Genomic DNA, 26988 nt, shown 5'->3' with positions numbered 1-26988 from the left:
TGCTAGGAAGTTTAGCAGAAGAGATATCTGTGAATAATAACTGCTTACTTCCGTTAATCTATGTCATTCTTTGAATTTGCATCGTAATATACAAAATTCCAGCAATTAATCCTAATAACAAAGTTAGCTATTTACAAGGAATTTAAAATGGATAGAGCTAGAGCGATGTATTTAGGTGGCAAAGTAATTTATGCAGATGATCAAGATTTAACTTACTACTCTTATAACGACTTAGGCTTGCGATGTTCTGTTTGTGGTGAACCAGTTCACCTTAAGAAAGGTCTTAATAAGAAACCTCATTTTGCCCATTTTCCAAGTACTGATAGTAAGCAGGTAGAAGACTGTGAACTTAGACTATCTGTTTTCACAGATACTATATCAAAAGAACCGAATAATCTTATTGAAAATAGGGAACAAAGACTAGAAGTTTTTCAGCAATGCTTTTTTAATTTAATTAAAAGTAGTAAGTGGTCAAATGGTAGTAAAAAATTTGAATATTCTATAGTGGATGTGGTCTTGCTGGAGAAGCTGGCTGAAGAGTTCGTAAGACAAAAGTTTGTTTTTAAAGAAAGCTTTTCAACTATAGGAATACAAGAACGAATTACTTTAGAAGCAATAGATTATCTATGTATAAAGTCTAGTTTACCTTTATTAAAAAGGTTAATATTTTGTAGCTTATGTGAAATTAGTAATTCTACCAATTTTGATTGGGAATATTGGATAGAAGAGAAGAATTACTCAATTGTTTTATTTAAGTTATTAGAGAGACTTATTAATACTTCTTGGTTAGAAGCTTTACAGTCTTACTCGCCAGAAGATGCACAAAGTAACAATACAAGTTTTCGGAATAAAAAACCAATTGATGTTAAAGCTCATGCTTCTCTGGGGTTCACGGATAGCAATACAGTCCATGGTACACCGGATAGCAATGTATTCGATGGTACAAAAGTTGATGGCAGCTTTGGAACAGTAACACTCACTTCTAGTATTCAGGTAAACGATACGAATGATAACTGGTTGACCTTAACTGTTGGCTACTTAACAACCGTTAAAGCATCTAATCTCGATAAGTCACTTTTAGAGATTAATGGTCAAAAGTATAAGCGTCCATCTGAAAAGATAGCAACAATCAAACCGCTTATCACATTCGTTATTAGCAAGTCTGGGGTTATCTCTAACACCCCGCCTACTAATAATTGGAATGCAAATCTCCGCATTAGTACCGTATACGGTAACAACTACGGTAGCTTAGTATTCCCATACTTACAGAAGTTATTCGATAAGTGGGAGAATCCCTTAAGTCTCTTATTCCTGTTACTGTTTACACAAGCTACTCAGGAGGTAGACACAACCGCTCTGGATGAGGAAACAGGAACAGCTAACTTTAAACCAATTAAGTATCAGCCATTAACACTAGAACAACGGCTTACCTGCTTAGTTAACCATCACGCTATCCTATGCGAGATGAAACACAACGCAAGGGGAAAATTTTCCTTTGTGGCAAGCCAAGCAAAAAAAGTCTTAGCAAGGATGGAAGCTGATAAGAAAGCACTACTGGAGAAAAAAAGCACTGGCAGAAAGCAAGACAACTAAGTAACGCATAACACCATAACCCACTAACTGACTAGCTAGAAATAAACCTCTAGCTAGTCTCACATTATCCACCTATCACCTATTGAGAATTTAGGAAAGAGACAATGAACGTTATTGGCTTACTTTATGCGATCGCTCTTTTTGTCTTCTGTATGCGATCGCCATAGAACTTAATTAAGTACAAAGGCTTAAAATAGCTTAGGTCAGTTTTAGGTCAGTTTTTCCCCTGTAATACACAACGCTACAACCAGTAGAGTGCTGAAACAGCCTAGATAGGTCATAAAAAATGGACACAACTGGACTCGAACCAGTGACCTCTACGATGTCAACGTAGCGCTCTAACCAACTGAGCTATGCGTCCGCACGATTTCCTAATATAGCAGAGTTATTCAAAAATATACAAGCAAATAATTTATTTGAGTGCTGAATCCTAACTTTACTAAAATTGAGGATCAAAACGCAGCAAGCATACACGAAAAATTACCTGGGTTTGGTAGAATAACTGGGTTGTTCAGCTAAATGCCGTCTTTGAGTCAATCAATAGACATTACCAATATAGATTCCTTAGCGCAAGAACTCGCAACAATCCAACAAACAGGCTCTAAACGGATTGCGCTGCTGGGTTCGCGTCATGTTCCAATTACTCACCAGCATTTAATAGAGATGATGAGCTATGCCTTAGTTTTATCAGGCAATCGCATCATCACCTCTGGTGCTACAGGGACTAATTCGGCTGCTATTAGGGGTGCAATGCGGGCTGACCCCAGCCTGCTGACTGTGATTTTGCCACAAAGCTTGTCACGTCAGCCGCGAGAATCTCAAGAGCAGCTACAGCAGGTAATGCACCTGGTAGAAAACCCCGAACATGACAACTTATCTCTCGCAGAAGCTAGCGCCGTGTGCAATCAAGAGATTGTATCTAGGTGTCAGCAGCTAATTTGCTTTGCGTTTCACGACAGCCACACATTGTTACAAACCTGTAGTGATGCTGAAGAGCAACGCAAAGTAGTAACTTTGTTTTACTTTGATTAATGTATGACTATACCCGTGTCTGCAATTCTGCTCGACTGTATAGCCGCAGCAGCTTTTTTAATTTATCTGCCTTTCCTGGTCGTAGGTTATGCGCGTGCGCGTGTAGGTTATGACCAGGCAGCACCACGGGCAATGTTTGATAAATTGCCTGCATACGCTCAAAGAGCTTCGTGGGCGCACCAAAATTCGTTTGAAACGTTTATAGTGTTCGCACCAGCAGCACTGATGGCTTATATAACAGGTCAAAATTCCACAATAGCCGCAGGAGCAGCTATTGCTTTTGTTGTTGCTCGGTTATTCTATTCTGTGTTTTATATCCTGAATATACCTGTGGCGCGATCGCTCATGTTTGGCATTGGCACTCTAAGCTCTGGTACTCTAATTATCCTTAGCCTAATTAGTGCCAATAGTCCCCCAATACTTCCCTAAATAAAGTTTCATCTTTTATTTAATTAGGGAGTAAAGAACTAACCTGATTTTACCCCTCCCTCCTCCCTCCTCCCTCCTCCCTCCTCACCCTTATGGCTTCTACCTATTCATTCGACATCGTTAGTGACTTTGATCGGCAAGAATTAGTTAATGCCGTAGACCAAACCGTTCGTGAAATTAAAAGCCGTTTCGACCTCAAAGATACTAAAACCACAGTGGAATTAGGCGAAGAAGTAATCACTATTAGCACTGATAGCGAGTTTACTTTAGATGCGATTCATACAATATTACAAACTAAATCTGCCAAGCGTAACTTATCACTAAAAATATTTGATTACGGCAAGATTGAAGCTGCAAGCGGAAATCGTGTCCGCCAAGAAATCAAGCTCCGCAAAGGTCTTAGCCAAGAAATTGCCAAACAAATTACCAAATTAATGCGAGACGAATTTAAAAAAGTCCAAGGTGCAATTCAAGGAGATGCTGTCAGAGTTTCTGCTAAATCTAAAGATGATTTACAAGCAGTTATGCAACGCTTAAAAGAAGAAGATTATCCAGTGGCGCTGCAATTTAATAATTATCGTTAAGAGTAGAGACGCGAAATTTCGCGTCTCTACATTAGTTTTTAGCCTCGTTACCAGGTTAAACAAGGTAACGGATTGATAAGGTTTTAATAACTCATAAGTAGCTCCACATTAAAAAAGATAAAATGCCAATCTCCCCCTCCCCTTGATAAGGGGAGGGGTTGGGGGGTGGGGTAATGCGTTTAACTCGCGTTGACCTACTTAGCTGACGGCTATAGCTAATTACAACTGTGACATTACTTCTCTTGCTGCTGCCAAAGTGCGGTCAATATCTTCGTCAGTATGAGCAAGCGATGTAAATCCAGCCTCAAATTGAGAAGGTGCTAAGTAAACACCGCGCTCTAACATTCCCCGATGGAAGCGGCTAAACTTACTTGCATCCGACTTTTTGGCATCTTCGTAATTGTGGACTGGTCCTGCGGTAAAAAACATCCCAAACATTCCACTGATTTGACCGCCACAAGCTGCATGACCTGTTTCTTTAGCAATTTGTAGCAAACCATCAGCTAACTTTTTGGTAATTTTGTCCAAATACTCATAAGTGCCTGGTTTTTGTAATAACTCCAGAGTTTTAATGCCAGCAGTCATTGCTAAAGGATTACCAGAAAGGGTTCCAGCTTGATATACAGACCCAGCAGGGGCAATCATTGACATAATATCCCGCCGTCCGCCGTAAGCTCCTACTGGTAAACCACCACCAATTACCTTACCTAATGTAGTTAAGTCAGGGGTAACGCCAAATTTCTCTTGAGCGCCACCGTAGGCAATGCGAAAACCTGTCATCACTTCATCAAATACTAAAAGTGCGCCGTTTTCTTGAGTAATTTCGCGCAAGCCTTCAAAAAATCCCCCATCAGGACGAATGAAGCCAGAATTACCGACAACAGGCTCTAGAATTACACCAGCAATTTGATCGGGGTTTTCTGCAAATAATGCTTTGACTGCTTCAAGGTCATTATATGGAGCAGTAAGTGTGTTGACGGCAGTAGATGAGGGAACGCCAGGAGAGTCTGGTAAACCCAAGGTAGCCACCCCAGACCCAGCTTTTACTAGGAACATATCGGCGTGACCGTGATAGCAGCCTTCAAATTTGATGATTTTGTCACGACCAGTGAAGGCTCGCATCAGTCGTAACACTGACATACAAGCTTCTGTACCGGAGTTAACAAAACGTACCATTTCAATGCTGGGAACAGCATCAATGACCATCTCAGCCAAGACGTTCTCTAAAACTGAGGGCGCACCAAAGCTAGTGCCTTTTTCTAAAGCTTCGTGTAGGGCGCTGATTACTTCTGGATGGGTATGACCGCAAATAGCTGGTCCCCAACTGCCAACGTAGTCAATGTACTGGTTGCCATCTACATCCCAAATATAAGCTCCTTTAACCCGATCAAAAACAATCGGTTGCCCTCCTACAGACTTGAAGGCTCTAACTGGAGAACTTACCCCTCCTGGCATAAGCTGTTGGGCGGCGGCAAAAATTTCTTCTGACTTGGTGGTTTTCAAATTCGTTGTGCTAATCAAAAGATGTCTCCTAAGTGTTTGATGCTGAAATTTCTATCTTGGGATAGGGGTTAGCTGTGACTAAGGGCTTTAATAAGTTATCAGTTATCAGCTTTGAGAGAAAAGCTTTGTACGAGAGTGGACAAGAAATTTAACAAGGCTAAAGTTAAAACCTGATTTTTTGTAGATGACTGGTTTAAACTTGCTTGCTCGTGAGTTTTCCTGGTCTTAATTATTGTATCTAGAGGAAATAGCAATAAATTAGTTGGTGGTGTTGCAGGTTAAAATTGATTTCTTGCACTTAGCTACCGTTAATTAAATTTATGCCTGCTGCTGAACCAACTTCTTTACGCCAAGCTATTCCAGTTGACGAAATCCGTTATAACGAGCAAGGGCTAGTGCCAGCAATTGTGCAGGATTATTTAGATGGCACTGTTTTAATGATGGCTTGGATGAATCGGGAATCGCTACAGAAAACTCTGGAAACAGCCGAAACCTGGTTTTGGAGCCGTTCCCGCCAGCAGTTTTGGCACAAGGGAGAAACTTCGGGGCATATTCAGAAGGTGCGATCGCTCCGTTACGATTGTGACAGTGATGCTTTACTAATTACAGTTGAACAGGTGGGAGATATTGCTTGCCATACTGGTGAGCGTAGCTGTTTTCATCAAGTGGATGGGGAAAAAGCACCACCGCCAGCAGATACTTTATCTGATTTGTTTGCGGTAATTTGCGATCGCCGAGACAATCCTGTAGAAGGTTCTTATACTCGTCAGTTGTTTGCTGGTGGAGATAATAAGATTCTTAAAAAAATTGGCGAAGAAGCGGCTGAGGTGGTAATGGCTTGTAAAGATGATGAGAAGGATGCGATCGCAGGTGAAGTCGCTGATTTGTTTTATCACTCTTTGGTTGCTTTAGCTCACCATCACGTTGATGTCAGAGCAGTTTATCGCAAGTTACAGGATCGCCGTCGTTAAGCATTAGCAATTAGGATGGATCGAGGTAAAAATGAGCCAAAAAGTTGCCGCTAATCAGACTGCTGTTAAAAATTACCCTAATCGAGAAAACTTGGATATTAAATTACTGGTACTAGATATTGATGGGACAATTTCGGGTGAATCTAATCAAATCAAAGAACCAGTGAAACAAGCTATAAAAGCGGCTCAAGCTTCTGGTGTGCAAGTAGCGATCGCCACTGGTAGAATGTACCGCTCTGCTTTAAGATTTCATCAGGATGTTGGTTCTAGTCTGCCGTTGATAGCTTACCAAGGAGCATGGATTCAAGATCCGATTACTCAAAACGTTCACCGACATCTACCTGTTTCTATTGAAACCGCACATCAATTGTTGGATTATTTTGAACAACCGGAATTGCGATCGCTTCTTTCAGTACATTTCTATATCAACGATCAGCTATATGTTCGGGAATTAACGCGGGAAACAGTAATATATGCAGGACGTTCTAATATTGAACCAATTGCAGTAGGTGATTTGCGGACAGTTTTGACAACTGCACCTACAAAAGTTCTAGCACTCAGCGATGATATTGCTTTAATTGAAAAGTTGCTCGGAAGTTTGAGACAGCGTTATACTCCTGCTGAACTTTATCTCACCACGTCTGTAGCAACGTTTTTTGAAGCTACTAACCCGTTAGTCAATAAAGGTACAGCAGTGCGTTATTTAGCTGAGGAAATGCTAGGGTTAAATGCTGCTAACGTGATGACGATTGGTGATAACTTCAATGATTTAGAAATGTTGCAATATGCTGGTGTCGGTGTAGCGATGGGAAATGCACCCGCAGACGTACAAGCGATCGCCAATTGGGTAGCTCCTAGTGTTGAGCAAGATGGCGCAGCCGTCGCGATTAAAACTTTTATTCTTTAAATACTAATAGTTGAAAATACCATGCAAATCAGAAAGGAAACCGACGACTGGCCGTGTTTCGTCTCGGTCTCCTTACTGGTTCGCTCCTCACACAAATGAATTATATCTGAGAAGTTGAAATTTGTCACGCTATTATTAAAAATTTTTACCTAAAGATGGATGAAGACTTATAGTTCTTCTGGCGCACTGATACCGAATCTATCTCTGAGCATAAGCTCTAGGAGAGATTGAGTAACTGCAACTAAGCCTAATCTTGCTTGAGCTAGTTGGGGATGTGTCTTCACCTGTCCCAAAATTCGGCAAGTACGGTCAAAATTGAGCATTGCTTCACTTAAGCTGATAGTGAGCTTTAGTAGCCGTGAAGTTGCCTTTTGAGGTGGTATTAAATTAGCCGTGCTAAGTTCATCTAGCAAATCTAATAGCTGCTCAATTAAGTGTAAAGAAGAACAGAATTCCATCCCCCTACTGACGGGGAGGGTTGGGGTGGGGTTTCCAAAAACTTTTGCAATAAATCCACTGTTAAGCCAAGGAATCGGCTTGGGTTCAACAATATAGAATTTACATTGGTGGTTCTCGCGACTAATCTGAATCAAGCCTTCTTGATCACCTAAACGTAAAAGTGAGCAACATCGAGCATGGGTGTACTGTATTTGGAAGAAACTAAAACTGCGTTTTAGCTCTATATTTTTTGCTTCTGGTATCTTGAAATGATGAAACAGTGTTTCAGAAATTTCAAGTTGGTGTTGCAACCATACAGCAATACTTGAGTTAGTTAGGTTAAAATATATCCATCCACTATTGGATACTTCAATGAAAAAATCTAGTATTTTTGCGTTGCTATTGTAGTCAGTAGTAGTTTCTAAATAAGTAGCTAATTGAGTAGCAATTTCTACGGGGGCTAACTTGTATTGGCTGGCAAGCTTAAGTGCGATCGCACTTCCATAAATCACTTTTTCATCATTATGAATCCTTTGCAGAGGGATGTTTTCAATATTTGACTCAAAATTATAGTTAACGATTGTTTTATCTAAATTTAACTTGTTTTTATATAAATTAATTGATGATTTTAACTGATTTAACAACAACATCTTCACAGCATAAGGAGCGGCTGTCAGTAAGTTTACCTTCACTAAAGCTACATTCTAACTATAAAAATACTACGATCTGTTAACGAATTCTTACAAAGCCAGATTGATTAATTAATTCTTGTCCTTGTTCTGTTAAAAGTAAATTTGCATAAGCTTTGCCTGCTTGTTCATCAACTTGACCATTTTGTTTAACTACAACAAATAAATTTCGAGTAATTGGGTATTCTGCATTTTGAAATGCTGCAATATTAAGTTGATTACGTTTCCCAGGACAGTCAGAAAGTGGCACAAATGGCTCTTGATATGGTGGTATAAATTTACCTTCTTGGCTACCCAAAGGCAAAGGCTTAATAGTACATTGTGGTACTACCTCTGGAGCGGAAGCAAAATAAATACCACCAATATTACTGGCAACTTTGCTTAACGCTTGAGTAGTGGTAGGTACAAATATAACCTTAGAACTAAATTTCTCACCGTTGAGGATTTCTTCAACAAATAGTTCCACAGTACCACCAGCGTTAACAGGACGAGAAAATGGTTTGATCGGGATATTAGCGCCTCCTACTTGTTGCCAGTTGGTAATTTTACCAGTATAAATAGATTTAAGATTGTCTAAGGTTAAACCTGGAATATTAAGATTAGGATTAACAGCGACTGCTAAACCATCAATTGCCACTGGAATTTGCTGTAAACTAAATCCGCGTTTTTGCGCTTGTTGATACTCTTGATCTAGTAGACTTCGTGAAGATTGAGCAAAGCTAAGTCTGCCATCTAATAACATTTTGATACCAGTACCAGAACTTGCACTAGCACCGATAGGTTGGACATAGCGTAATCTAAATTCAGGTCTAGCAACTTGAATAGCTGAATCTACAGCAAGTCTAATTGGAGCCCAAGAAGTACTGCCGCCATAGTTAAATAATCCAGAAGGAACATTACTTAATTGAGCAAAAGTATCTTCAGTTTTAGCTGGGGGTTGATTAGCTGATGGTTTGCTATTATTTCCTCCTTTGAGGATTTGATCAACGTTAAATCGTGAGTTACGAGTAAACCACCAAAAGCCACCGCCAAGCAATCCTAATGTGATGATTAAGGCTAAGAGAAGAATTGGAGTTTCGTTTTTTTGGGACATGAATTGTGCAAGGCAGTAATTTATGTTATGGAACTGGTACAAAATCGTAGCCAGTTCCAGAGCGATTTCCTGGTACAATTTTTACTAATTGGACTGAAGAATTGCGATCGCCTGACGCTAAAAAACCTATACTGCCAGAAGCGCCTGTAGGCGAAAAATCCGGTGAAGATAGTGCTTGTTGAATTCCGGTGCGCGTAGGATTACGCTCAATAGCTTTAATTAATGCTTCTGTAGCATCATAAGCTAACGCTGTACGCCAGTTAACTGTAGCACCATCCCATAAACTTCTAGAGGTACGAGCAAAAACTGAATTTGGTTGAGCATCAATGTGCCAAGGAACTGCTACTACCATACCAACAGCCGATTCTCCCCCAACTTCTAGCGTTTTAGGCGTATAAGCATCATCTCCTGCTAACAAAGCTAATTGTTTACGGTTAATTTGAACTACCTGCAAAGCTTTATCTAGGGTATCTGTATTAGATGCTAACATTAATACTTTTACTTGCTGTTTAGTAGCTTGCTCAATACTTTTAGCAGCACTAAAGTTAGGTTGAGATAAATCAAACTCGCTCTTTACTTGTCCGCCACTTAAGGAAACAGCAGTAACAAATTCCGACTTAAGAGATTGACTATAAGAGCTTTTAGAGTTAAAAAAAACTGCAACATTTTGTTGCTTTAATTTGGTAACCATATAATTAGCCAAAGCTCTAGCAGCAACGTAATCACTAGGTACAGTCCTAAAAATATAGCTGCCAAAGCTAGAAAGTTTAACTGAAGTACTCGTAGGTGAAATTGCTACGAGTTGTCCTGATTGAAATACGCTACCAGCAGCTAAGGTAACATCACTAGCATAAGCGCCAACTACACCTAAAACTTCTGAGTTTTGTACTAAGGTAGTGGCGATTTTTTTCGCAATTTCGGGATTATTTTCGTCGTTAGCGATCGCAACTTTTAAAGAAACTCCCTTAACTCCTCCAGAGGAATTAATTTCATTTTGTGCTTGAGCAACACCCCTCAACATTTCTAATGAACTATTAACATCACTTCCAATAGGTACTAATACAGCAATTGTATAGCTTTTTTTATTTTCAATCCGCGCATTATTGAGAAAAATTAGTGCTTCTGGATCATTACGATTTACTTTTATAGCTGCTTGAAAATTTGCGATTGCTGACTGGTAATTTTTAGATGCGATCGCCTCTACTCCCGCTTGTTTGGGTGGTGAACTTATCCCTGAAATTAATATTTTATCTCCTAAACTTATCCGATCTTCTACTGATTTATCTTTGTTTGGTTCAGATATAGAAGAATCAGTTTTAAATAAGTTCCCTAATTTAATCCCTGAGTTGTTAGTCAACCACCAAAATCCAGCACTTACCGCAGCTAACGTAATTATTAAAGATAAGACAAGAACGGTAGTTTCTTTTTTTTGAGACATGGCATCGTCCAGAGAGAAAGTTAGAGGATTTTAGCAAGCAATTGATAAATTAAACGAAAAATTACAGTTATTGCAACAACAGCCGCAGCAGCCAAAATAGGTATTAACAAGAGTAAGTTAATCGCTACTAGGCTTCTTAATAAAAACCACACAACGCCCATTGTGATTGCTGCAATAATTAACAAATCAACTTTTTCAATAATTCGACGAAATTGGGCAAAAATTAGACCGCCCATAATCATTCCCCAGATACCGAAGCTGATAGCTGGCGATGGAAACCACTTAAGCAGAGCAATTAATAACAAACTTCCTTCAAATCCTGTAAAAGCTGCGCCTCCAAGTAACTGCCAAATAGAAAATTTTGCTGGAGATGGCGATTGTATATTAGATGTTGCAGAGGTTGAGGCTATTGTTGGCGATGTTACTGAGGGCTGAGGAGTTGAAGGTTTAGGAGTTTGAACAACTGGCGACGGAGGTTGTATAGATGATGGTGTTGTAACTAAATTAATAACATCTATTACCTCTTGAGCAGATTGGAAGCGTTGATTGGGTGCTGCTAAGAGCATCCGATCTAAAACTTCTGCAAAGTGAGCATCAACTTGAACATAATTTCTCCAGTTCCACTGATTGTTATAAGCATCAAATAGTTCTGTTGGTTGTTTACCAGTTAGTAATTGAATACAAGTAACTGCTAAAGCATATAAATCAGTAGAAGGATAAACTTGACCTCCAGCCATTTGTTCTGGTGGTGCAAACCCCATTGTATAAATACCCGTCGATTTACTTGTTGTTGTTCCGACTGCTGCTTTTTTAACTGCTCCAAAATCTAATAAATAAATTACCCCCCTTCTATCGCGCATAATGTTGGAAGGCTTAATATCTCGGTGAATAGAACCGTTTTCATGGACAAACTTTAGCACTGGGAGGATTTCACGTAGTAGCGTTATTACCTCTGTTTGTGAAAAATTACCTTTTTGAGCTAGTTCTTCTTCTAGGTTGTGTCCATCAATAAATTCTTGTACTAAGTAAAAGAACTTGGTTTGTTTACTCGCTTCGATATTAGGGACAGTAATTTCAAAAAAGGCATATAAATCTGGAATTTGAGGGTGAGTTCCAAGTTGTTCTAAAACTTCTCCCTCTCGTTCAAACAAATTTTGGGCTATCTGTAATTGTTGTGTAGTTAAGTTTCCCGCAGGCTGAAACTGTTTTACCACACAAAGCCTAATTTTAGGGGTATAGCGATCGCGTGCTAAAAATGCTGCACCAAATCCTCCTCTTCCTAATAACTTGATCGGTAGATATCGACCTACTAAAATCAGTGGCATTCCACAAGCAGTACAGTATTTTTGTTGTACTGTCTTGAGAATGGAATTGTCATCTAAATCCCCAAAAGAGTTTTGAGGTCGATGGCAGCTACTACGGGTGCAAATAATTTCCATCAGTAGTTATTGATAATTGAAATTTTTTTATCCTTCAATTATTTTATTGAGTCGTTAGTTTTGAGTTATAAATCAAATCAGTTTTAATTTTTAACTCGTAACTCTGGGTTAACTCAATTCCTAGTTTTTAACACTTATCACTTTGATTAACTACTGGCTGAGTTAGGAGTAGCTGCTTTTAAAATTTCTGGTTCGATTGATGGCGAATCCAGATAATGTTTCCATCCTTGAAGAGCAAATCTAGGCAAGATTTCATTTGTAAAAGCTTCTGCTGCTTTAGAACGATAACGATTAGGATTAAAGATCACTGACAACATTCGCTTCACTACAATATCTTCAATTTGAGCGCGATGTAGAACACCCATTTGCAATTCTTTTTCTATAGCAGAAAGAGATACAAACGCCGCCCCAAGCCCTGCTTGTACTGCATTTTTGATCGCCTCAATTGAGTTAAGTTCCATTTCAATTTTCAAACGCTTAGTATCAATGTCAGAACGTGATAGCACTTGGTCAATTACTTTGCGGATTGTCGATTGAGAATCTAAAGCGATAAATTGCAGTTTATAAAGATCTTCTTTTTGGATGTTGTTGTTTTTAGCAAGCGGATGAAAGCTTGGCAAAATCAATGCTAGTTCGTCTTCTGCATAGGGAACCATTTGTAATGCCTCATGCAATTCTGCTGGAACTTCGCCACCAATAATTGCTAAGTCAACTTGACCATTAGCTACACTCCAGGCAGTACGGCGGGTTGAGTGGACGTGCAACTGTACTGCGACATCGGGATATTGTTGCCGAAACATTCCAATCATCCGAGGTAGCAGATAAGTCCCCGTTGTTTGAGAAGCGCCGACAATTAATGTGCCACCTTGGAGGTTTTGTAAATCCTCAATAGCACGGCAGGTTTCTTGACAAAGGCTAAGAATTTTTTCTCCATAGCTAAGGAGTAGATGACCTGCTTCTGTAAGTTGAGCGCGTCGTCCCCCACGATCAAACAACGGCACATCTAACTGGCGCTCTAAGTTTTGCACCTGTAAGCTAACAGCAGGTTGGGAGACATAGAGGCTATCGGCAGCGCGTTTAAAACTTCCCTCCGCAGCGATCGCTTTGAGAATACGCAACTGATCTAAAGTAAAAGGAACATCTGACATACGAGCTTTACCTGAAACGGAAAAGAGCGACTGAGGCAACCAAGCATGATGAGATCAGCTTTAATCCAAGCAATTTATCGCCTATCAGTGTTGTGAAGCCTCTAATGAAATCGACAGTAACATAACACTGGTCATCTTTAGGGAGGAGGGAGGAGGGAGGAGAGGGGAGAGAGGAGAGAGGACGGAAGAAAAGCAAGGGGGTAGTAAAGGGTTAATTAACGGAAAACCTTAATGCTTAATAACTGATAATTGATAATTGATAATTGCTAATTGCTAATTGATAATATTTATGAAGTTTTTCGAGTGGCTTACTCCTAGCCATTTAACAATGCTGGGGTTGTTGGTGGGTTTTGCGATCGCTCATAGTGGTTTAGCAGCAGTACGCCCTTGGGGGGAGGAAAAAATTGGTGCTAGGCTGTATAGAGTCTTGTTTGCCTTAGTTAGCCTACCTTTGGCTACTGTACTCATTATTTATTTTTTTAACCACCGTTACGATGGTTTGCAACTATGGCAAGTGCAGGGTGTTGTAGGTGTGCGATCGCTTGTCTGGGTACTATCAGCGATTTCCTTTATATTTCTTTACCCAGCGACGTTTAATTTACTAGAAGTAGCCGCGATCCAAAAGCCACAAGTCCACCTCTTTGAAACTGGCATAATTAGAATCTCCAGACATCCGCAAATGGTGGGACAAGTAATTTGGTGTATCGCTCACACCCTTTGGGTTGGCACTACATTCACTCTACTTACTTCGATGGGGCTAGTATTACACCACTTATTTGCAGTATGGCATGGCGATCGCCGTCTTCTAGCTCGTTACGGTGAAGCCTTTGAAACTGTCAAAGCACGCACATCGGTAATTCCTTTTCTAGCAGTTATCCAAGGGCGGCAAACATTGAAGTGGCAGGAGTTTCTTCGCCCTGCTTACCTGGGAGTAACAGCTTTTGTCTTACTGTTTTGGTGGGCGCATCCCCTCTTGCTACAAGCGACAGCTAATGTTAATTGGTAGCGAAAGATTAAGTTTGATCACCTGAACCCAATTTGGATGTAGCATGATCCCAAGTAAATAGTAAAAACTCATAAAATCTTGAGGGGTCATGGTACTGTCTGTTAACGAGCGGACTTTTAAACAAGAAGTTTTAGAATCCTCCACCCCAGTACTGGTTCATTTTTGGGCTCCCTGGTGTGGTTTATGCCGCCTAATCAGCCCGATATTAATCAGGTTTCAGGCGGAATCAGGACAAAACGTTAAATTAGTTAGCATCAACGCCGACGAGAGTTTAAAACTAGCAAATACATATCGCCTAACCACCTTACCAACTCTAATTTTATTTGAGCATGGTCAGGTAGTTCATCGCCTTGAAGGTTTTCATGGGCGAGATGATTTACAAAAAGCGATCAAAAAAATGATGCTAAGTACCCTGGTAACTACCGTTTAAAGGTGATGGTTAAGCTTTTAGCTTTTCCTCAATCCTTAATTTAATTAAAATTAGGCTAACCGATAGATAAAAAGAAATTTCTCTCTATCGGTAGTTTTATTTTTATGACATACACCAACAGGCATAAAACTAAGACTCACGCCTCAAGTAAGTAAAAAAGCTATTTGCCAAAAAAGCCGGAAAATTGAGAAATAACCTCAAAATCCTGTAACCCTCAGAGTTAAAATTTTCTAAAATCCTTAGATCTGCTGACATTTACTTCCTAAATTCTGTTTAATAGGAGTTTTTTTTGTGATTCCTAAATTTAGGTATAAGTACTTTTCAGTGATGTATGTGTAACAATGTGAACGGTATTGGCAAAATAGTAAAGAAATATAAAGTATACGTTTGTGATGGAACTGATCTATCAGTACGCCTGGTTGATTGCAGCATTGCCACTAGCTGGGGCTATGCTTGTAGGCTTGGGGCTAATATCATTCAACAAAGCAACTAACAATTTACGACAGTTAAACGCTGTTTTAATAGTGTCCCTAATGGGGGCAGCAACAGCCTTATCTTTTGGGTTGCTTTGGAGTCAAATTCAGGGACATCCGTCCTATACCTATTCTCTCGAATGGGCGGCAGCAGGAAATTTTCACCTGACAATGGGCTACACGATTGATCATTTAACAGCAGTAATGTTGGTGATTGTCACCACTGTTGCTTTGCTGGTAATGATCTACACCGATGGCTACATGGCTCACGACCCAGGTTATGTACGCTTTTATGCCTATTTGAGTTTATTTAGCTCATCAATGTTAGGTTTGGTAATCAGCCCAAACTTAGTACAGGTGTATATTTTTTGGGAACTCGTCGGTATGTGTTCATACTTACTGATTGGGTTCTGGTATGACCGCAAAGCAGCCGCAGATGCCTGTCAGAAAGCTTTTGTTACTAACCGCGTTGGTGACTTTGGTTTGCTATTAGGGATATTAGGGCTGTATTGGGCGACTGGCAGCTTTGAATTTGATGTTATGGGGGCGCACCTGCAAGCTTTTGTAGAAGCAGGTTACATCAGCAGCTTTTTAGCTGCTTTGTTTGCCATTTTAGTATTCATGGGACCTGTAGCTAAATCGGCTCAAGTTCCCCTGCACGTTTGGCTACCAGACGCGATGGAAGGTCCTACACCGATTTCTGCGTTAATTCACGCCGCCACAATGGTAGCAGCAGGTGTTTTCCTAATTGCCAGGATGTATCCTGTGTTTGACGGAATTCCATCAGTGATGAATGTCATCGCTTGGACTGGTGCTGTTACGGCATTTGTTGGTGCTACAACTGCTATTACTCAAAACGACATTAAGAAAGGCTTGGCTTATTCCACCATGTCTCAGCTAGGCTACATGGTGATGGCGATGGGTATTGGTGCTTACAGTGCTGGATTGTTCCACCTAATGACTCACGCCTACTTTAAGGCGATGTTGTTTTTAGGTTCTGGTTCTGTGATTCACGGCATGGAAGGTGTTGTGGGTCATGATCCCGCACTAGCACAAGATATGCGGATGATGGGTGGTTTGCGGAAGTATATGCCAATGACCGCCTTAACATTTTTGGTGGGTACGCTGGCGATTTCTGGTATTCCTCCGTTTGCAGGTTTTTGGTCAAAAGATGAAATCCTGGGTTCTGCTTATGCAGCTAACCCTGTTTTATGGGGTATTGGTTGGTTAACTGCTGGAATCACTGCTTTTTATATGTTCAGAATGTATTTCAGAACATTTGAAGGCAAGTTTCGCGGGAATGATTCAGAAATCCGCCAACAGCTTTTAGCTGCTGCGGGTAATGCTCAACCCGCCTTTGGGCCTGGTGCGATGGATACTAGAGAGTTGAAAGCACTAGACAACGAAAGTCACGATTCCCATGCTGGTCATAGTGATCATCCCCATGAGTCTCCGTGGACAATGACGCTGCCACTGGTGATTTTGGCTGTGCCTTCAGCACTGATTGGTTTGCTGGGAACACCTTTCAATAACTACTTTGAGGAATTTATTCATCCTCCAACAGAAGCTGTTACTGAAGTTTTGGGACACGCGGCTGAGTTTGATTGGACAGAATTTATAATTCTGGCAGGTGCTTCAGTAGGAGTTTCCTTGATTGGGATTACTTTGGCTTCACTGATGTACATGGGCAGGAAAATTGATCCTAGTGCGATCGCAGCTAAGATTCCTTTCTTCTACAACCTGTCTCTTAACAAGTGGTACTTTGACGAAGTTTACAACCGCCTGTTCATTCAAGGCAGTCGTAGATTAGCTAGACAAGTGATGGAAGTAGATTTCCGAGTTGTTGATGGCGCAGTTAACCTCACAGGGTTAGTCACTTTGTTAAGCGGTGAAGGTCTGAAATATTTCGAGACAGGTCGCGCTCAATTCTATGCCCTGATTGTGTTTGGTGCAGTTCTCGCCTTTGTAATTGTCTTTGGCTTAACTTAGATCATCATTATTGGGGAGAATTTTTCCCTACCTTGACAGTAGCTTTGAGGGCAGGGGTTGACCCTGCCTTTTGCATTAATTAATCTCAGATAAATTTCCCTCTTAAGAAATTTATTACTGAAAAGAGTAGGGACAAGGCATTACCTGCCTGTATACTCGCATTCAAAACTCAAACTGATTTAAGTTCCAATTGTTCTGAATTCACCATGAATACAGCTAATTTTCCTTGGCTGACTTTTATAATTTTGTTTCCAATAGCCGCGTCGCTATTGCTTCCAGTCATACCAGATAAAGACGGCAAGACTGTACGCTGGTATGCCTTAATCGTCGGACTGATCGACTTTGCTATCATTGTTTACACTTTCTATACCCAGTTCGACTTTGCTAACCCTAATTTGCAGCTTGTAGAAAGCTACCCCTGGGTTCCTCAGCTAGATTTGAATTGGTCAGTGGGTGTTGATGGCTTATCAATGCCGTTGGTAATTCTTACTGGCTTTATTACTACGCTGGCAATGTTAGCAGCTTGGCCTGTAACTCTTAAGCCAAAGCTGTTTTATTTTTTGATGCTGGCAATGTACGGCGGTCAAGTTGCTGTATTTGCAGTACAGGATATGCTGCTGTTTTTCCTTGTTTGGGAACTAGAATTAATTCCGGTTTACCTACTACTCTCAATCTGGGGCGGTAAGAAGCGGCTATATGCAGCTACTAAGTTTATTTTGTACACCGCAGGTGGTTCGCTGTTTATTCTAGTTGCTGCCTTAGCAATGGCGTTTTACGGCGATACAGTCACCTTTGATATGAGAGCGATCGCAGCTAAGAATTATGCCGTCAATTTCCAACTTTGGATGTATGGTGCATTACTAATTGCTTACGCTGTCAAACTGCCTATCTTCCCCCTACACACTTGGCTACCAGATGCCCATGGTGAAGCCACCGCGCCCGTGCATATGTTACTGGCAGGAATTTTGCTCAAAATGGGTGGTTACGCCTTAATTCGCATGAACGCTGGGATGCTTCCCGATGCTCATGCCTTGTTTGCCCCAGTATTAGTAATTCTTGGCGTTACTAATATCATCTACGCTGCCCTAACTTCCTTTGCTCAACGAAACCTAAAGCGCAAAATTGCTTACTCTTCCATTTCCCACATGGGGTTTGTAATTATCGGTTTTGCTTCGTTTACCGATTTAGGGTTAAGCGGTGCAGTATTACAAATGGTTTCTCACGGATTAATTGGGGCAAGTTTGTTCTTTTTAGTCGGCGCTACTTATGACCGCACCCACACCCTGATGCTAGATGAAATGGGCGGAGTCGGTCAGAAAATGCGGAAGATGTTTTCCATGTGGACAGTTTGTGCTATGGCATCTTTAGCACTTCCAGGAATGAGCGGTTTCGTAGCAGAATTGATGGTATTTGTAGGTTTTGCTACCAGCGATGCTTATAACCCTACGTTTAAAGTAATCGTTGTTTTCCTAGCTGCTGTCGGAGTAATTTTGACTCCTATTTACCTGCTGTCAATGCTGCGGGAAATTTTCTATGGCCCAGAAAACAAAGAGTTAGTTGAACACGAAGCTTTAATAGATGCCGAACCAAGAGAGATATTTATTATCGCTTGTCTGTTGATCCCCATTATTGGGGTTGGTTTATATCCCAAGCTACTAACTCAGATTTATGATTCCACAACCTTGAAAATGACAGAAAGATTGCGGGCATCAGTACCAAGTTTGGTACAGAAACAACAACCGACATCTGCACCACCTTTAGCAATGTCTATGCAAGCACCAAAAATAGGCGATCGCTAATTTTAAGTTTTCAGCCTTCAGCCGTTAGCTATCAGCTTTTTAATTACTCCTCAATATTGAGGAGTATTTTTTTAGCAATTGTCCTTATAGTATTAATAAACCACTTCAGACACAGAGAACTTTTTTTCAAATTATTTGGAACTATTTTAGTGTTATATAGAGGAATATAGTTGTTTAGACTAAGCTATCAGCTATGGATTTTACTCAGGCAACCAATCAAAATTAACAGTATCTTCAATTGTAAATGGTACTTCCTTTGGAAAAATATTAATAAATAATCCCGTTTCAGAAGCAGCATCACGACGAGCAACTGTGTAGCATTTCTCAAAAATATCTGTTAAATAAGACTGAAGAGATGGGCTATCTTCTAAAACAAAATTAATTTGACGGCGCTGTTCATTAATAGTACATAACCAGCTATTAGAGCGGTGACTTGGTTGATATTGGTATTTTAGCAGGTGCAGCAATAACACAGCCAAGCGACTTTTAAGAGCGTTTTTCTCCGACCTTCCAAAGTTTTCTAGTTCCTCTAGTAAATTTTCCCAATCAAGCGCGTCAAAATTACCAGACCGAATTTGATTTGCTAGAGTCTCCAGCCATAAGTAATAATCCTGCTCATAAAGATTTTTTCCCTTAATAGATATATTTTCTAAGTCGGTACTCATGGCGAAAGCCCTCGCTACTAACTTACTTCTGTAACAATCTAACCTAAGTTAGTTCTTACTAATTTAACACTTCTAAATAATCTACTTACTTAATAACTGCTTGTTGAGACAGTCGCCAAATTCTAATTATGTTCTCACTACTACTAGCAAGCATCTTCCCATCACGACTAACAAACACTGACTCAACCACACTATTTTTACCTGGCAAAGTTAAAAGTAATTTGCCAGTACGCCAATCCCAAAACTTAATTTTGCCATCAAAATCTCCACATATTAAAGTTTTTCCATCTGGAGTTAATACGAGCGAAGTAACTGAACTTGTATTTTCTTCAAAATCCCGCAACAGTTTACCTGTAGCTAAATCCCACAATTTAATTGTGTTAATTGAATTAGTTTTATGAACAAGTTGCCCAAAACCTCCACTAATAAGCGTCTTATTATCGGGAGTAATTCCTAATGAAGCAACTACAGGTTGATGTTTTAGAGTATGAAGCAGTTTGCCAGTAGATAGATTCCATATCTTAATATGCTCATTTGCAGAGCTACCATTACCACTAACAAGAAATTTTCCATTAGAACTGATGGCGAGACTACTAATATAGTCTGCATGACCCCTTAAAGTATAAAGCAGTTTTCCAGAAGATAAGTTCCAAACTTTAATAGTACGGTCATCACTGCCACTAACTAATGTTCTTCCATCAAGACTGATAGCAACTGCCTCAACTCCTTGTGAATGTCCTTTTAAAACACTAATCAATTCTCCAGTGCGTAAACTCCAAACTTTAATTGTGCTATCAATATCTCCACTAGCAACGATTTGTCCGTCAGGGCTTACAACAAGAGATGTGATTCCTTCTGAACTAGCAGAAATAGTATTAAGTACTTTACCAGTACTCAAATTCCAAACTTTAATTGTTCCATCCCTACTACCACTAATCAGCTTCTTTCCATCAGGACTAATAGCCAGTTCTGAAACTCTATCCTTATGAGCATTCAGTGTGTAAATTAATTGAGCCTTTGATTTAGATTGACTGATTAAATTATTAGGTTGAGAACTAGAAGGATTGGATAGTAGCCCAGGAATTACAGCGATAATAGCAACTGTTATTAAGGCTTTCCAAGGAAATTTTTTCATAAATAAACGTCTCTAGTTCCTAATTTGAAAATAATTTTTCACAATTTGTAAAATTCTTTCGGCTGCATGACCATCTCCAAACGGATTAATAGCTGTTGCCATTTCTTGATATGCAGATATATCACTCAATAGCTTACTTGCCTCAGTTAAAATCTGATTTGGATTTGTGCCTACTAACTTAGCTGTCCCTGCTGCAACTGCTTCTGGTCTTTCCGTAGTTTCACGCAATACTAAAACTGGTTTACCTAAACTTGGCGCTTCCTCCTGTACGCCCCCTGAATCTGTTAACAATAAATAACACCTTTGAATTGCTCCCACTAATTCCGCATAATCCAAAGGTTCTGTTAAAAAAACTCTGGGGTGCTTACCTAAAGCTGCTTGTAGTGGTTCCCTAACTGTTGGATTACGATGTAGAGGCAGCAATAAAGCAGTATCAGGAAATTTATCTAAAATTAAGTTAAATCCCTCTGCAATATCCTTTAGCGGTTCGCCCCAATTTTCTCGCCGATGCACAGTAGCTAGAATTACTCGATACTCGTCCCAATTTAAGCCAGGTATTTTACATTCAGGTTGGCGTTTCGCAACTGATAGCAAAGCATCAATAACTGTATTACCAGTTTGATGAACTTCACCAGTAACCCCTGAACTTTTGAGATGTTCTACTGCTAGGGATGTCGGCGCAAAGTTTAGCTGACTTAACTGAGAGATTAAGCGACGATTAGCTTCTTCTGGATAAGGATTAAATAAATTATCTGTGCGTAAACCAGCTTCCACATGACCAACTGGTATTTTTTGGTAAAAAGCTGCCAATGATGCCGCAAAAGCAGTGGTTGTATCACCCTGCACTATTACTAACTGAGGTTGTAACTGCTTAAATACATTTTCTAACCCCTGCAAACTCCGACAGGTAATATCTGTCAGGGTTTGCTGATGTTGCATAATTTCTAAATCTTGGTTAGCACTCAGCCCAAATAGCTGCATCACCTGCTCTACCATTTCTCGATGCTGACCCGTTAAAATCACTTGGGTATCAAAATCACCGGATTGCTGGAACTGTTCAATGACTGGTGCTAGTTTAATAGCTTCAGGGCGGGTTCCCAGTGTAATACAAACTTGGATTGGAATTGCTGTCATGGTTAAGCTGTTATTTAAAATTCCGCCTAAGAATGGTTTTTATTCTTAGTTCAATCAGCCAACTTAACATGAAGCTTAACCAACTTAACTATTTTTACTCGTTTTGGCGGTCATTTGGTCATTAATAATTATTTAAAACTTATATATACACATGAAAAAACCCGGCTTTTACCGGGCAGCGAGCCTTTTACAGAATAAATTGTATTTAGCTGCTCGTAGAAAAGCCGATTACAACTTGGGATCGCACGTTAGAGGACAAGCTGCATATACTGAAGTATTAAGTGCATCAGCTTCACCATTTAGCCAGTTTAACCAACGAACTTGATGAGGATGAATACCTTTTGCAGTTAATACGGCTGCACCTACGACAACTGCTAAAACATTTACTCCAATTAAAACGCCAGCTACCAGTAAAACTGCACTAACTGGTAAAATGGATTGCAGTGCGATCGCTAATAGAGCGCCAACAGTCACCATTAACACCACTAACGGAAAACCAACTACCAGCAAGCAAACTGCTAGTGTAAAAGTCCAAATTAAAAAACTTTTGATCATTGATAAGGAGTACAATTTTCCTAAACTAGAGTTTTGAGTTAATTCCATGAGCTTTCCTCCAAAGTAAAAAATTATTTCAAAATTCTGAAACCGCAATTGCTCGATCCCCGCGAATCGAGTAGTTGAAAATCAGTATAAGTAATATCTCTAGTGAAAATGAGCTTCTCTTAAACAAAATTTACACTTATTTGCGGGTATTTATGGATCTTCAATTTTCCCAAATGGTGTAATACAAATAATCATTTTACGCTTCATCTTCCTAAAGACAGACTTCATTAAAAGTTCTGCAACTTTTGCTATAACTTATTTTTCCTTCAGAGGCTATTTCTAGGCTCACACATTCCAATATCAAATAAGCTTAAAAATATTTGCTTAACATTTCTTATTATTTTCTCATAATTCTCTAAAGCTATTGGTTTGTGAACAATCAATTAAAAGATACCTGCTTTCAAAGCCTCTAATCACTTAAGCTGATTTTCAGAAGAAATTAATCATCGCCCCAGCAATTGATAATGAGTTTCCAGTTTTGGGAACAATACAATAGATAAAAAGTTGTCAAATCACATTGCTCTACCACTGGTAGCGATTTATGCCAGAACCACAGCGTCCGCCCCTCTCACCACCACCACCACCACCACGAGTTCCACCTGCACCACCACCACGACCTGGTTTTGTTGGTGATATACCTGCTGCTGCTGGTAACAGAATGCCGCCTCCAGGTATGCAAATTCCCTCTACCCCCCGACCTGGTGCTGTAGCATCGCCTCCTCCAGCAAGTGCGACAGCACAAAGAGCAAGTGCGCCTCCAGTAGCAACTCCTGCTGCCGCAGCACAGAAACAAAGCAGGGGCTTAGGACCATCCCCTGGACATCCCACATTAGAACACCTCATCAGAGAAGCTAATGAAAAAGGATTTTCTGACCTCCACCTGGGCGTAGGAGAAATTCCTCGCTTTCGCAATCGTGGGGAAATTGAAACAACTGAGTATCCTGAGACGGATAATCAGACATTTATGAGTTGGTTACATGAAGTACTGACTGATGAAGAAATTAGTCGTTTCCAAGAAACCTTAGATTTTGACGGTGCTACACAGTACGACTTTGCCCGTGTACGGATAAATCTCTTAGAGTCCCTCAACGGTCCAGCAATGGTGTTGCGGTTAATTCCATTGAAAATTTTGACAATGGAGCAATTGCGCTTGCCACCTGTTTTCAGGGATATCTGTCATTATCATAAAGGCTTGATATTAGTTACAGGACCAACAGGTTCAGGTAAGTCTACTACGATGGCAGCGATGGTGGACTACATCAATAAAGAGATGCCTAAGCACATCATCACCATTGAAGACCCAATTGAATTTATTCACAAAAGCCGCAAATCTCTAATTAGGCATAGAGAAGTGGGTATGCACACTTTGAAGTTTGACAATGCCCTAAAAGCTGCCTTGCGGGAAGACCCAGATTTGATCCTAGTGGGGGAAATGCGGGATAAGGAGACAGTAAATACTGCGCTCAAAGCCGCCCAAACTGGTCACTTGGTTATGGGAACCCTACACACAAACAGCGCGGTGAAAACAATTGAGCGTATTCTCAACTTGTATTCAGCAGAAGAGCAGAGTGCTATGCGAGTTGCTATAGCTGAATCACTTGTAGGAGTGATTGCCCAAGGTTTGTGTCGTACAACTGATGGAAAGCGTGCTGCTTTCCACGATGTTCTAATTAATACTGAAACTGTGAAGGATTACATTAGGGATGGCAAAAATGACGAAATATCAACAATTATGGCTGATAACGAATTTGATGGCATGATTACCATGAATAAGTCTCTATTTAACTTGTATCAAGAAGGACGAATTACAGAAGAAGTAGCATTAGAAATGTCGCCTACCCAGAATGAAATGGCAATGATGTTGCGTGGTCGGGTTTAATGTGTAAGGGACTAGAGGCTAGAGTTAACAAGCTAGCTAATTGATGTTTCTAGTCCCTAGTTGATATAACCATGCCTTGAATCAAAATAATTTAGTGATCTGGGAAACTTATGGCGCTCAGTTTCCTAAATGGAATGATCACGACTTAATTGTGGATTATGAGAAAAATCAGCGATCGCCTATTTCACAAACAAAAGTTTGTAGTGATTCAGGAGTTATTTTGACTCAATCTCTGCCAGTTACGACCTCTGGCTATATCTTCCGGTTGTTCGTTTCTGGTCATAATCTGGATACAGAACGTACACTTCAGATTTTGCATCGTTTATTAGAGCAATCTCTTGGTCATCCTTATACGTTAAAAGTAATTGATATTTTTAAACATCCAGAGCAAGCAGAAGCAAATTCTATTTCCGCTACACCAACATTGATCCGTATTTCTCCACAACCTATCAAACGGATTGTTGGCGAATTGGATGATGTAGAAAGAGTTTTAAAATTACTGGTTGCTGTAGATGTTTAATACATGAGTGATAAGCAAAAAAAAATGAGAACGCCATAGTCGTTCCCATAAAACTTGATATTTACATTTGAAGAATCTCAGGCTTAACGCGGTGGCGTTATAGCTAGAAAATTTTCGACAGTTGAGAAAACTTTTTTCAAACTAGCTCAACTAAGGCTTTGTTAATTCTTGCGAAGCATCATTAGCAGAATTATCCAAAACTTCTACAGTTTCAGAGGAATCAGAAGTATCTACTGGAGATGTAGCAGTTTCCGACGGCTGACTTAAACTGTTAGGGTTCTCTGAATTTGGCGCTTGAATAATCCGAAATTTTTGTCTAGAAGTAGGTTTTAGTGCCGTTGGTTCTAGATTATTGTTAACTCGCTCCTCACCAGTTGTTTCCGACTCTAAATCTGCTGCTGGCGCTCGCCCTGTAGCTTGCGGTAATTCAGAGGTTGAATTTCCTTCTGGTGTAGATATTGGAGTCTCTACTATCTCAGGCAGAGTAGAAGGTTGGTTAGGACTTACGGCTGGTCTACGGAATCGACCCAGTATGTTTTCATATTTGCTTTTTTCTGGCTTTTTCGCTTCTGTCGGAGTTACTTGGTAAGCAGGTAAATCTTCAACAAGAGGTTCTACTTTAGGTGTTGCTTCCACAGAAGGTGTTTCCTCAGCCCTAGAACTGGGTGTAGAAGTTGCAGTTTCTGCTGGAGGTTCTACCAATTCAGGAGCGGTTGTTGGGATTATTTCTGGTAGGGTAGGCGATGGGCTAGTTTTAGTAGCTGGACGCTGAAAGCGATTAAAAAAGCCACCAGATTTGGGTTTTTCTACTGGTAATGGTTCTGTTTGATCTGTTGTGATTGTCTGTTGTGCTTCTGATGGTTTTACTGGTGTTGGCTCAACAGTTGGACTAGGAGTAGATTCTGGTAGCGGCGTGGTAGAAACCGAAGGTGTTGGCGTTGGCGACTGGGTTGGAGTTACAGTTGGCGTTGGACTTACTACTGGTGGCTTGAAACTATATTTAGGATCTACAATTCCACGCGCGTGAACTGCTGATAATTCGCCTCGCACCAGTTTGGATAAAGTATCTTTGCCTTTAGGTTCGTAAGTTATTACTCTAACTGTGTCGTTAAACACATTTTTTACTGGGTTTCCTAGTTCATCAATAAACTCCAAACGTACCCAATTCTTACCTGACTTAAAACCTTTGAGATAAACAGGTTGCCATTTGTCTAAAACAAAGCTTTGACCATTAACCGTGACCCTAATTCGCCAGTCAGCAATTTCGTCTTGGGAATTTTCTTGGGCAACTTGGTGCAGTGGGGCGTTGTTTAAATAGAAGTCCAGGATGATAGGTTCAGCCCCATAGCTGCCTTTCGGACGACTGTATGTTAAAAGAGGTTGTGCAGGATTGGGGTTGTTATCTGTTGTTTTGGTAAAGACGTGAAATGTTGTTTGAGCATAAGCGCCTTCGTTTTTAAAACTTTCATGCCAGGGACGAGAAGCAAATACTCGCAGTGTATGAGTTCCTGGGGATAAGTCTTTGAGGACGAAAGGCTGATCTACGTTATATACAGCCTCGTAGGGTTGATTATCCACAATCAAGTGGAGATGTGGCCCCATATCTAGCTCGGAATTTTTAAAGATCGGCAAGTCTTGAACTTTTAACTTTACTTCCGCAGTTGTGTCTTGAAGTATTGCATCTGTCTTAGGACTGATTATTGTTACTTGAGGCTGGTAGGCTTCTAATTCCGCGCCTAGCTGTTGGATCACTTCTGGGGGAGCTACTTCTGATATATCCCCTGCGATCTCCGATTGACGCATTTTGTTATCGCTAGTAGAACTGGCAATGCGATCGCCGCAACTCACCAGCCCCACAACTAAAACCGCCGTAGTTAATAAGGAAACTAGCCTTTTAAATAATTTGTATTGACTTATACCCAACACTTATACCCTCCTCCTCCTACACGCAACCGCAATCAAATTTTGGCACTCTGCCATCTTTAGGGAACTATAGCCCAAAAGCATCAACTACCTGCGGGTAATTCTGCCTTTATTTAAATAATAAACGCACTAATTTGCTGAAAACGTGCATCACTGGCGCTGTTCAGT

At 40.3% G+C, this 26988-nt stretch carries 23 protein-coding genes and 1 tRNA gene; 12 read left to right on the top strand and 12 right to left on the bottom strand.

What is annotated here, in order from left to right:
• Positions 1–147 precede the first annotated feature (147 nt).
• Positions 148–1593 carry a competence protein CoiA family protein gene (locus CRI9333_RS24875; protein WP_015203098.1) on the top strand — a complete coding sequence of 482 codons (1446 nt, stop codon included), beginning with the start codon at positions 148–150 and terminating at the stop codon, positions 1591–1593.
• Positions 1594–1880: 287 nt separating this feature from the next.
• Here CRI9333_RS24875 and CRI9333_RS10240 read toward each other — a convergent pair.
• Positions 1881–1954, bottom strand: a tRNA-Val gene (locus CRI9333_RS10240).
• A gap of 167 nt (positions 1955–2121) precedes the next feature.
• On the opposite strand from CRI9333_RS10240, the gene CRI9333_RS10235 reads away from it, so the two are divergent.
• The 3 genes from CRI9333_RS10235 (at position 2122) to CRI9333_RS10225 (ending at position 3638) form a co-directional block, all read left to right on the top strand.
• Complete coding sequence (locus CRI9333_RS10235; RefSeq protein ID WP_041226556.1) at positions 2122–2625, top strand: DNA-processing protein DprA; 504 nt, start codon at positions 2122–2124, stop codon at positions 2623–2625.
• Between the two features lie 3 nt (positions 2626–2628).
• Positions 2629–3054, top strand: a complete 426-nt coding sequence (locus CRI9333_RS10230; RefSeq protein WP_015203096.1) for an MAPEG family protein — start codon at positions 2629–2631, stop codon at positions 3052–3054.
• Positions 3055–3146: 92 nt separating this feature from the next.
• Positions 3147–3638, top strand: a complete 492-nt coding sequence (locus tag CRI9333_RS10225; RefSeq protein WP_015203095.1) for a YajQ family cyclic di-GMP-binding protein — start codon at positions 3147–3149, stop codon at positions 3636–3638.
• Between the two features lie 219 nt (positions 3639–3857).
• Here CRI9333_RS10225 and hemL read toward each other — a convergent pair whose 3' ends face one another.
• On the bottom strand, positions 3858–5159 hold the full coding sequence (gene hemL, locus CRI9333_RS10220; RefSeq protein WP_015203094.1) for a glutamate-1-semialdehyde 2,1-aminomutase: 1302 nt from the start codon (positions 5157–5159) through the stop codon (positions 3858–3860).
• Between the two features lie 302 nt (positions 5160–5461).
• Here hemL and hisIE point away from each other — a divergent pair, with 302 nt between their 5' ends.
• Both hisIE and CRI9333_RS10210 read left to right on the top strand, forming a co-directional pair.
• Positions 5462–6112, top strand: a complete 651-nt coding sequence (gene hisIE / locus CRI9333_RS10215; protein WP_015203093.1) for a bifunctional phosphoribosyl-AMP cyclohydrolase/phosphoribosyl-ATP diphosphatase HisIE — start codon at positions 5462–5464, stop codon at positions 6110–6112.
• 31 nt (positions 6113–6143) lie between these two features.
• Positions 6144–7019 carry a Cof-type HAD-IIB family hydrolase gene (locus CRI9333_RS10210; protein ID WP_015203092.1) on the top strand — a complete coding sequence of 292 codons (876 nt, stop codon included), beginning with the start codon at positions 6144–6146 and terminating at the stop codon, positions 7017–7019.
• A 167-nt stretch (positions 7020–7186) separates the two neighbouring features.
• Here the strand turns inward: CRI9333_RS10210 and CRI9333_RS10205 are convergent, their stop codons facing one another.
• The 5 genes from CRI9333_RS10205 to CRI9333_RS10185 all read right to left on the bottom strand — a co-directional run bounded on the left by CRI9333_RS10205 (position 7187) and on the right by CRI9333_RS10185 (position 13264).
• Entirely contained in the window at positions 7187–8149 is a 963-nt protein-coding gene (locus tag CRI9333_RS10205; RefSeq protein ID WP_015203091.1) for a DALR anticodon binding domain-containing protein, read from the bottom strand.
• A 37-nt stretch (positions 8150–8186) separates the two neighbouring features.
• A complete protein-coding gene (locus CRI9333_RS10200; RefSeq protein ID WP_015203090.1) occupies positions 8187–9239 on the bottom strand; it encodes a PstS family phosphate ABC transporter substrate-binding protein in 1053 nt (350 codons plus the stop codon).
• Positions 9240–9264: 25 nt separating this feature from the next.
• Positions 9265–10677: an ABC transporter substrate-binding protein gene (locus CRI9333_RS10195; RefSeq protein ID WP_015203089.1), complete on the bottom strand. Its 1413-nt coding sequence runs from the start codon at positions 10675–10677 to the stop codon at positions 9265–9267.
• A gap of 20 nt (positions 10678–10697) precedes the next feature.
• Positions 10698–12116, bottom strand: coding sequence for a serine/threonine-protein kinase (locus CRI9333_RS10190; RefSeq protein WP_015203088.1), 1419 nt, complete (start codon positions 12114–12116; stop codon positions 10698–10700).
• Between the two features lie 146 nt (positions 12117–12262).
• Entirely contained in the window at positions 12263–13264 is a 1002-nt protein-coding gene (locus CRI9333_RS10185; protein ID WP_015203087.1) for a LysR family transcriptional regulator, read from the bottom strand.
• Positions 13265–13553: 289 nt separating this feature from the next.
• Here CRI9333_RS10185 and CRI9333_RS10180 point away from each other — a divergent pair, with 289 nt between their 5' ends.
• The 4 genes from CRI9333_RS10180 to CRI9333_RS10165 all read left to right on the top strand — a co-directional run bounded on the left by CRI9333_RS10180 (position 13554) and on the right by CRI9333_RS10165 (position 18961).
• On the top strand, positions 13554–14270 hold the full coding sequence (locus CRI9333_RS10180; protein WP_015203086.1) for an NnrU family protein: 717 nt from the start codon (positions 13554–13556) through the stop codon (positions 14268–14270).
• Between the two features lie 88 nt (positions 14271–14358).
• Positions 14359–14700 (top strand): thioredoxin family protein, encoded by a 342-nt coding sequence (locus tag CRI9333_RS10175; protein ID WP_015203085.1) that lies wholly within the window; start codon positions 14359–14361, stop codon positions 14698–14700.
• Between the two features lie 392 nt (positions 14701–15092).
• Positions 15093–17162 (top strand): NAD(P)H-quinone oxidoreductase subunit 5, encoded by a 2070-nt coding sequence (locus tag CRI9333_RS10170; RefSeq protein ID WP_015203084.1) that lies wholly within the window; start codon positions 15093–15095, stop codon positions 17160–17162.
• Positions 17163–17368: 206 nt separating this feature from the next.
• A complete protein-coding gene (locus CRI9333_RS10165) occupies positions 17369–18961 on the top strand; it encodes an NAD(P)H-quinone oxidoreductase subunit 4 (protein WP_015203083.1) in 1593 nt (530 codons plus the stop codon).
• Between the two features lie 200 nt (positions 18962–19161).
• Here CRI9333_RS10165 and CRI9333_RS10160 read toward each other — a convergent pair whose 3' ends face one another.
• The 4 genes from CRI9333_RS10160 to CRI9333_RS10145 form a co-directional block, all read right to left on the bottom strand.
• The gene (locus tag CRI9333_RS10160; RefSeq protein WP_015203082.1) at positions 19162–19626 is read right to left on the bottom strand and encodes a DUF29 domain-containing protein; all 465 of its coding nucleotides are present in this window, start codon (positions 19624–19626) and stop codon (positions 19162–19164) included.
• Positions 19627–19711: 85 nt separating this feature from the next.
• Positions 19712–20761, bottom strand: coding sequence for a WD40 repeat domain-containing protein (locus CRI9333_RS10155; protein ID WP_015203081.1), 1050 nt, complete (start codon positions 20759–20761; stop codon positions 19712–19714).
• 12 nt (positions 20762–20773) lie between these two features.
• Positions 20774–21895, bottom strand: coding sequence for a non-hydrolyzing UDP-N-acetylglucosamine 2-epimerase (wecB, locus tag CRI9333_RS10150; RefSeq protein WP_015203080.1), 1122 nt, complete (start codon positions 21893–21895; stop codon positions 20774–20776).
• Between the two features lie 228 nt (positions 21896–22123).
• Entirely contained in the window at positions 22124–22498 is a 375-nt protein-coding gene (locus CRI9333_RS10145) for a hypothetical protein (protein ID WP_015203079.1), read from the bottom strand.
• Between the two features lie 541 nt (positions 22499–23039).
• On the opposite strand from CRI9333_RS10145, the gene CRI9333_RS10140 reads away from it, so the two are divergent.
• Entirely contained in the window at positions 23040–24377 is a 1338-nt protein-coding gene (locus CRI9333_RS10140; RefSeq protein WP_015203078.1) for a type IV pilus twitching motility protein PilT, read from the top strand.
• 76 nt (positions 24378–24453) lie between these two features.
• Positions 24454–24897, top strand: a complete 444-nt coding sequence (locus CRI9333_RS10135; RefSeq protein ID WP_041226011.1) for a circadian clock KaiB family protein — start codon at positions 24454–24456, stop codon at positions 24895–24897.
• Between the two features lie 150 nt (positions 24898–25047).
• Here CRI9333_RS10135 and CRI9333_RS10130 read toward each other — a convergent pair whose 3' ends face one another.
• Complete coding sequence (locus CRI9333_RS10130) at positions 25048–26823, bottom strand: hypothetical protein (protein ID WP_015203076.1); 1776 nt, start codon at positions 26821–26823, stop codon at positions 25048–25050.
• Positions 26824–26988 lie beyond the last annotated feature (165 nt).

Origin of the sequence: Crinalium epipsammum PCC 9333 (genome assembly GCF_000317495.1) — a bacterium.
GTDB classification, from domain to species: Bacteria; Cyanobacteriota; Cyanobacteriia; order Cyanobacteriales; family PCC-9333; genus Crinalium; species Crinalium epipsammum.
This window is presented reverse-complemented; position numbering and strand designations above follow the sequence as displayed.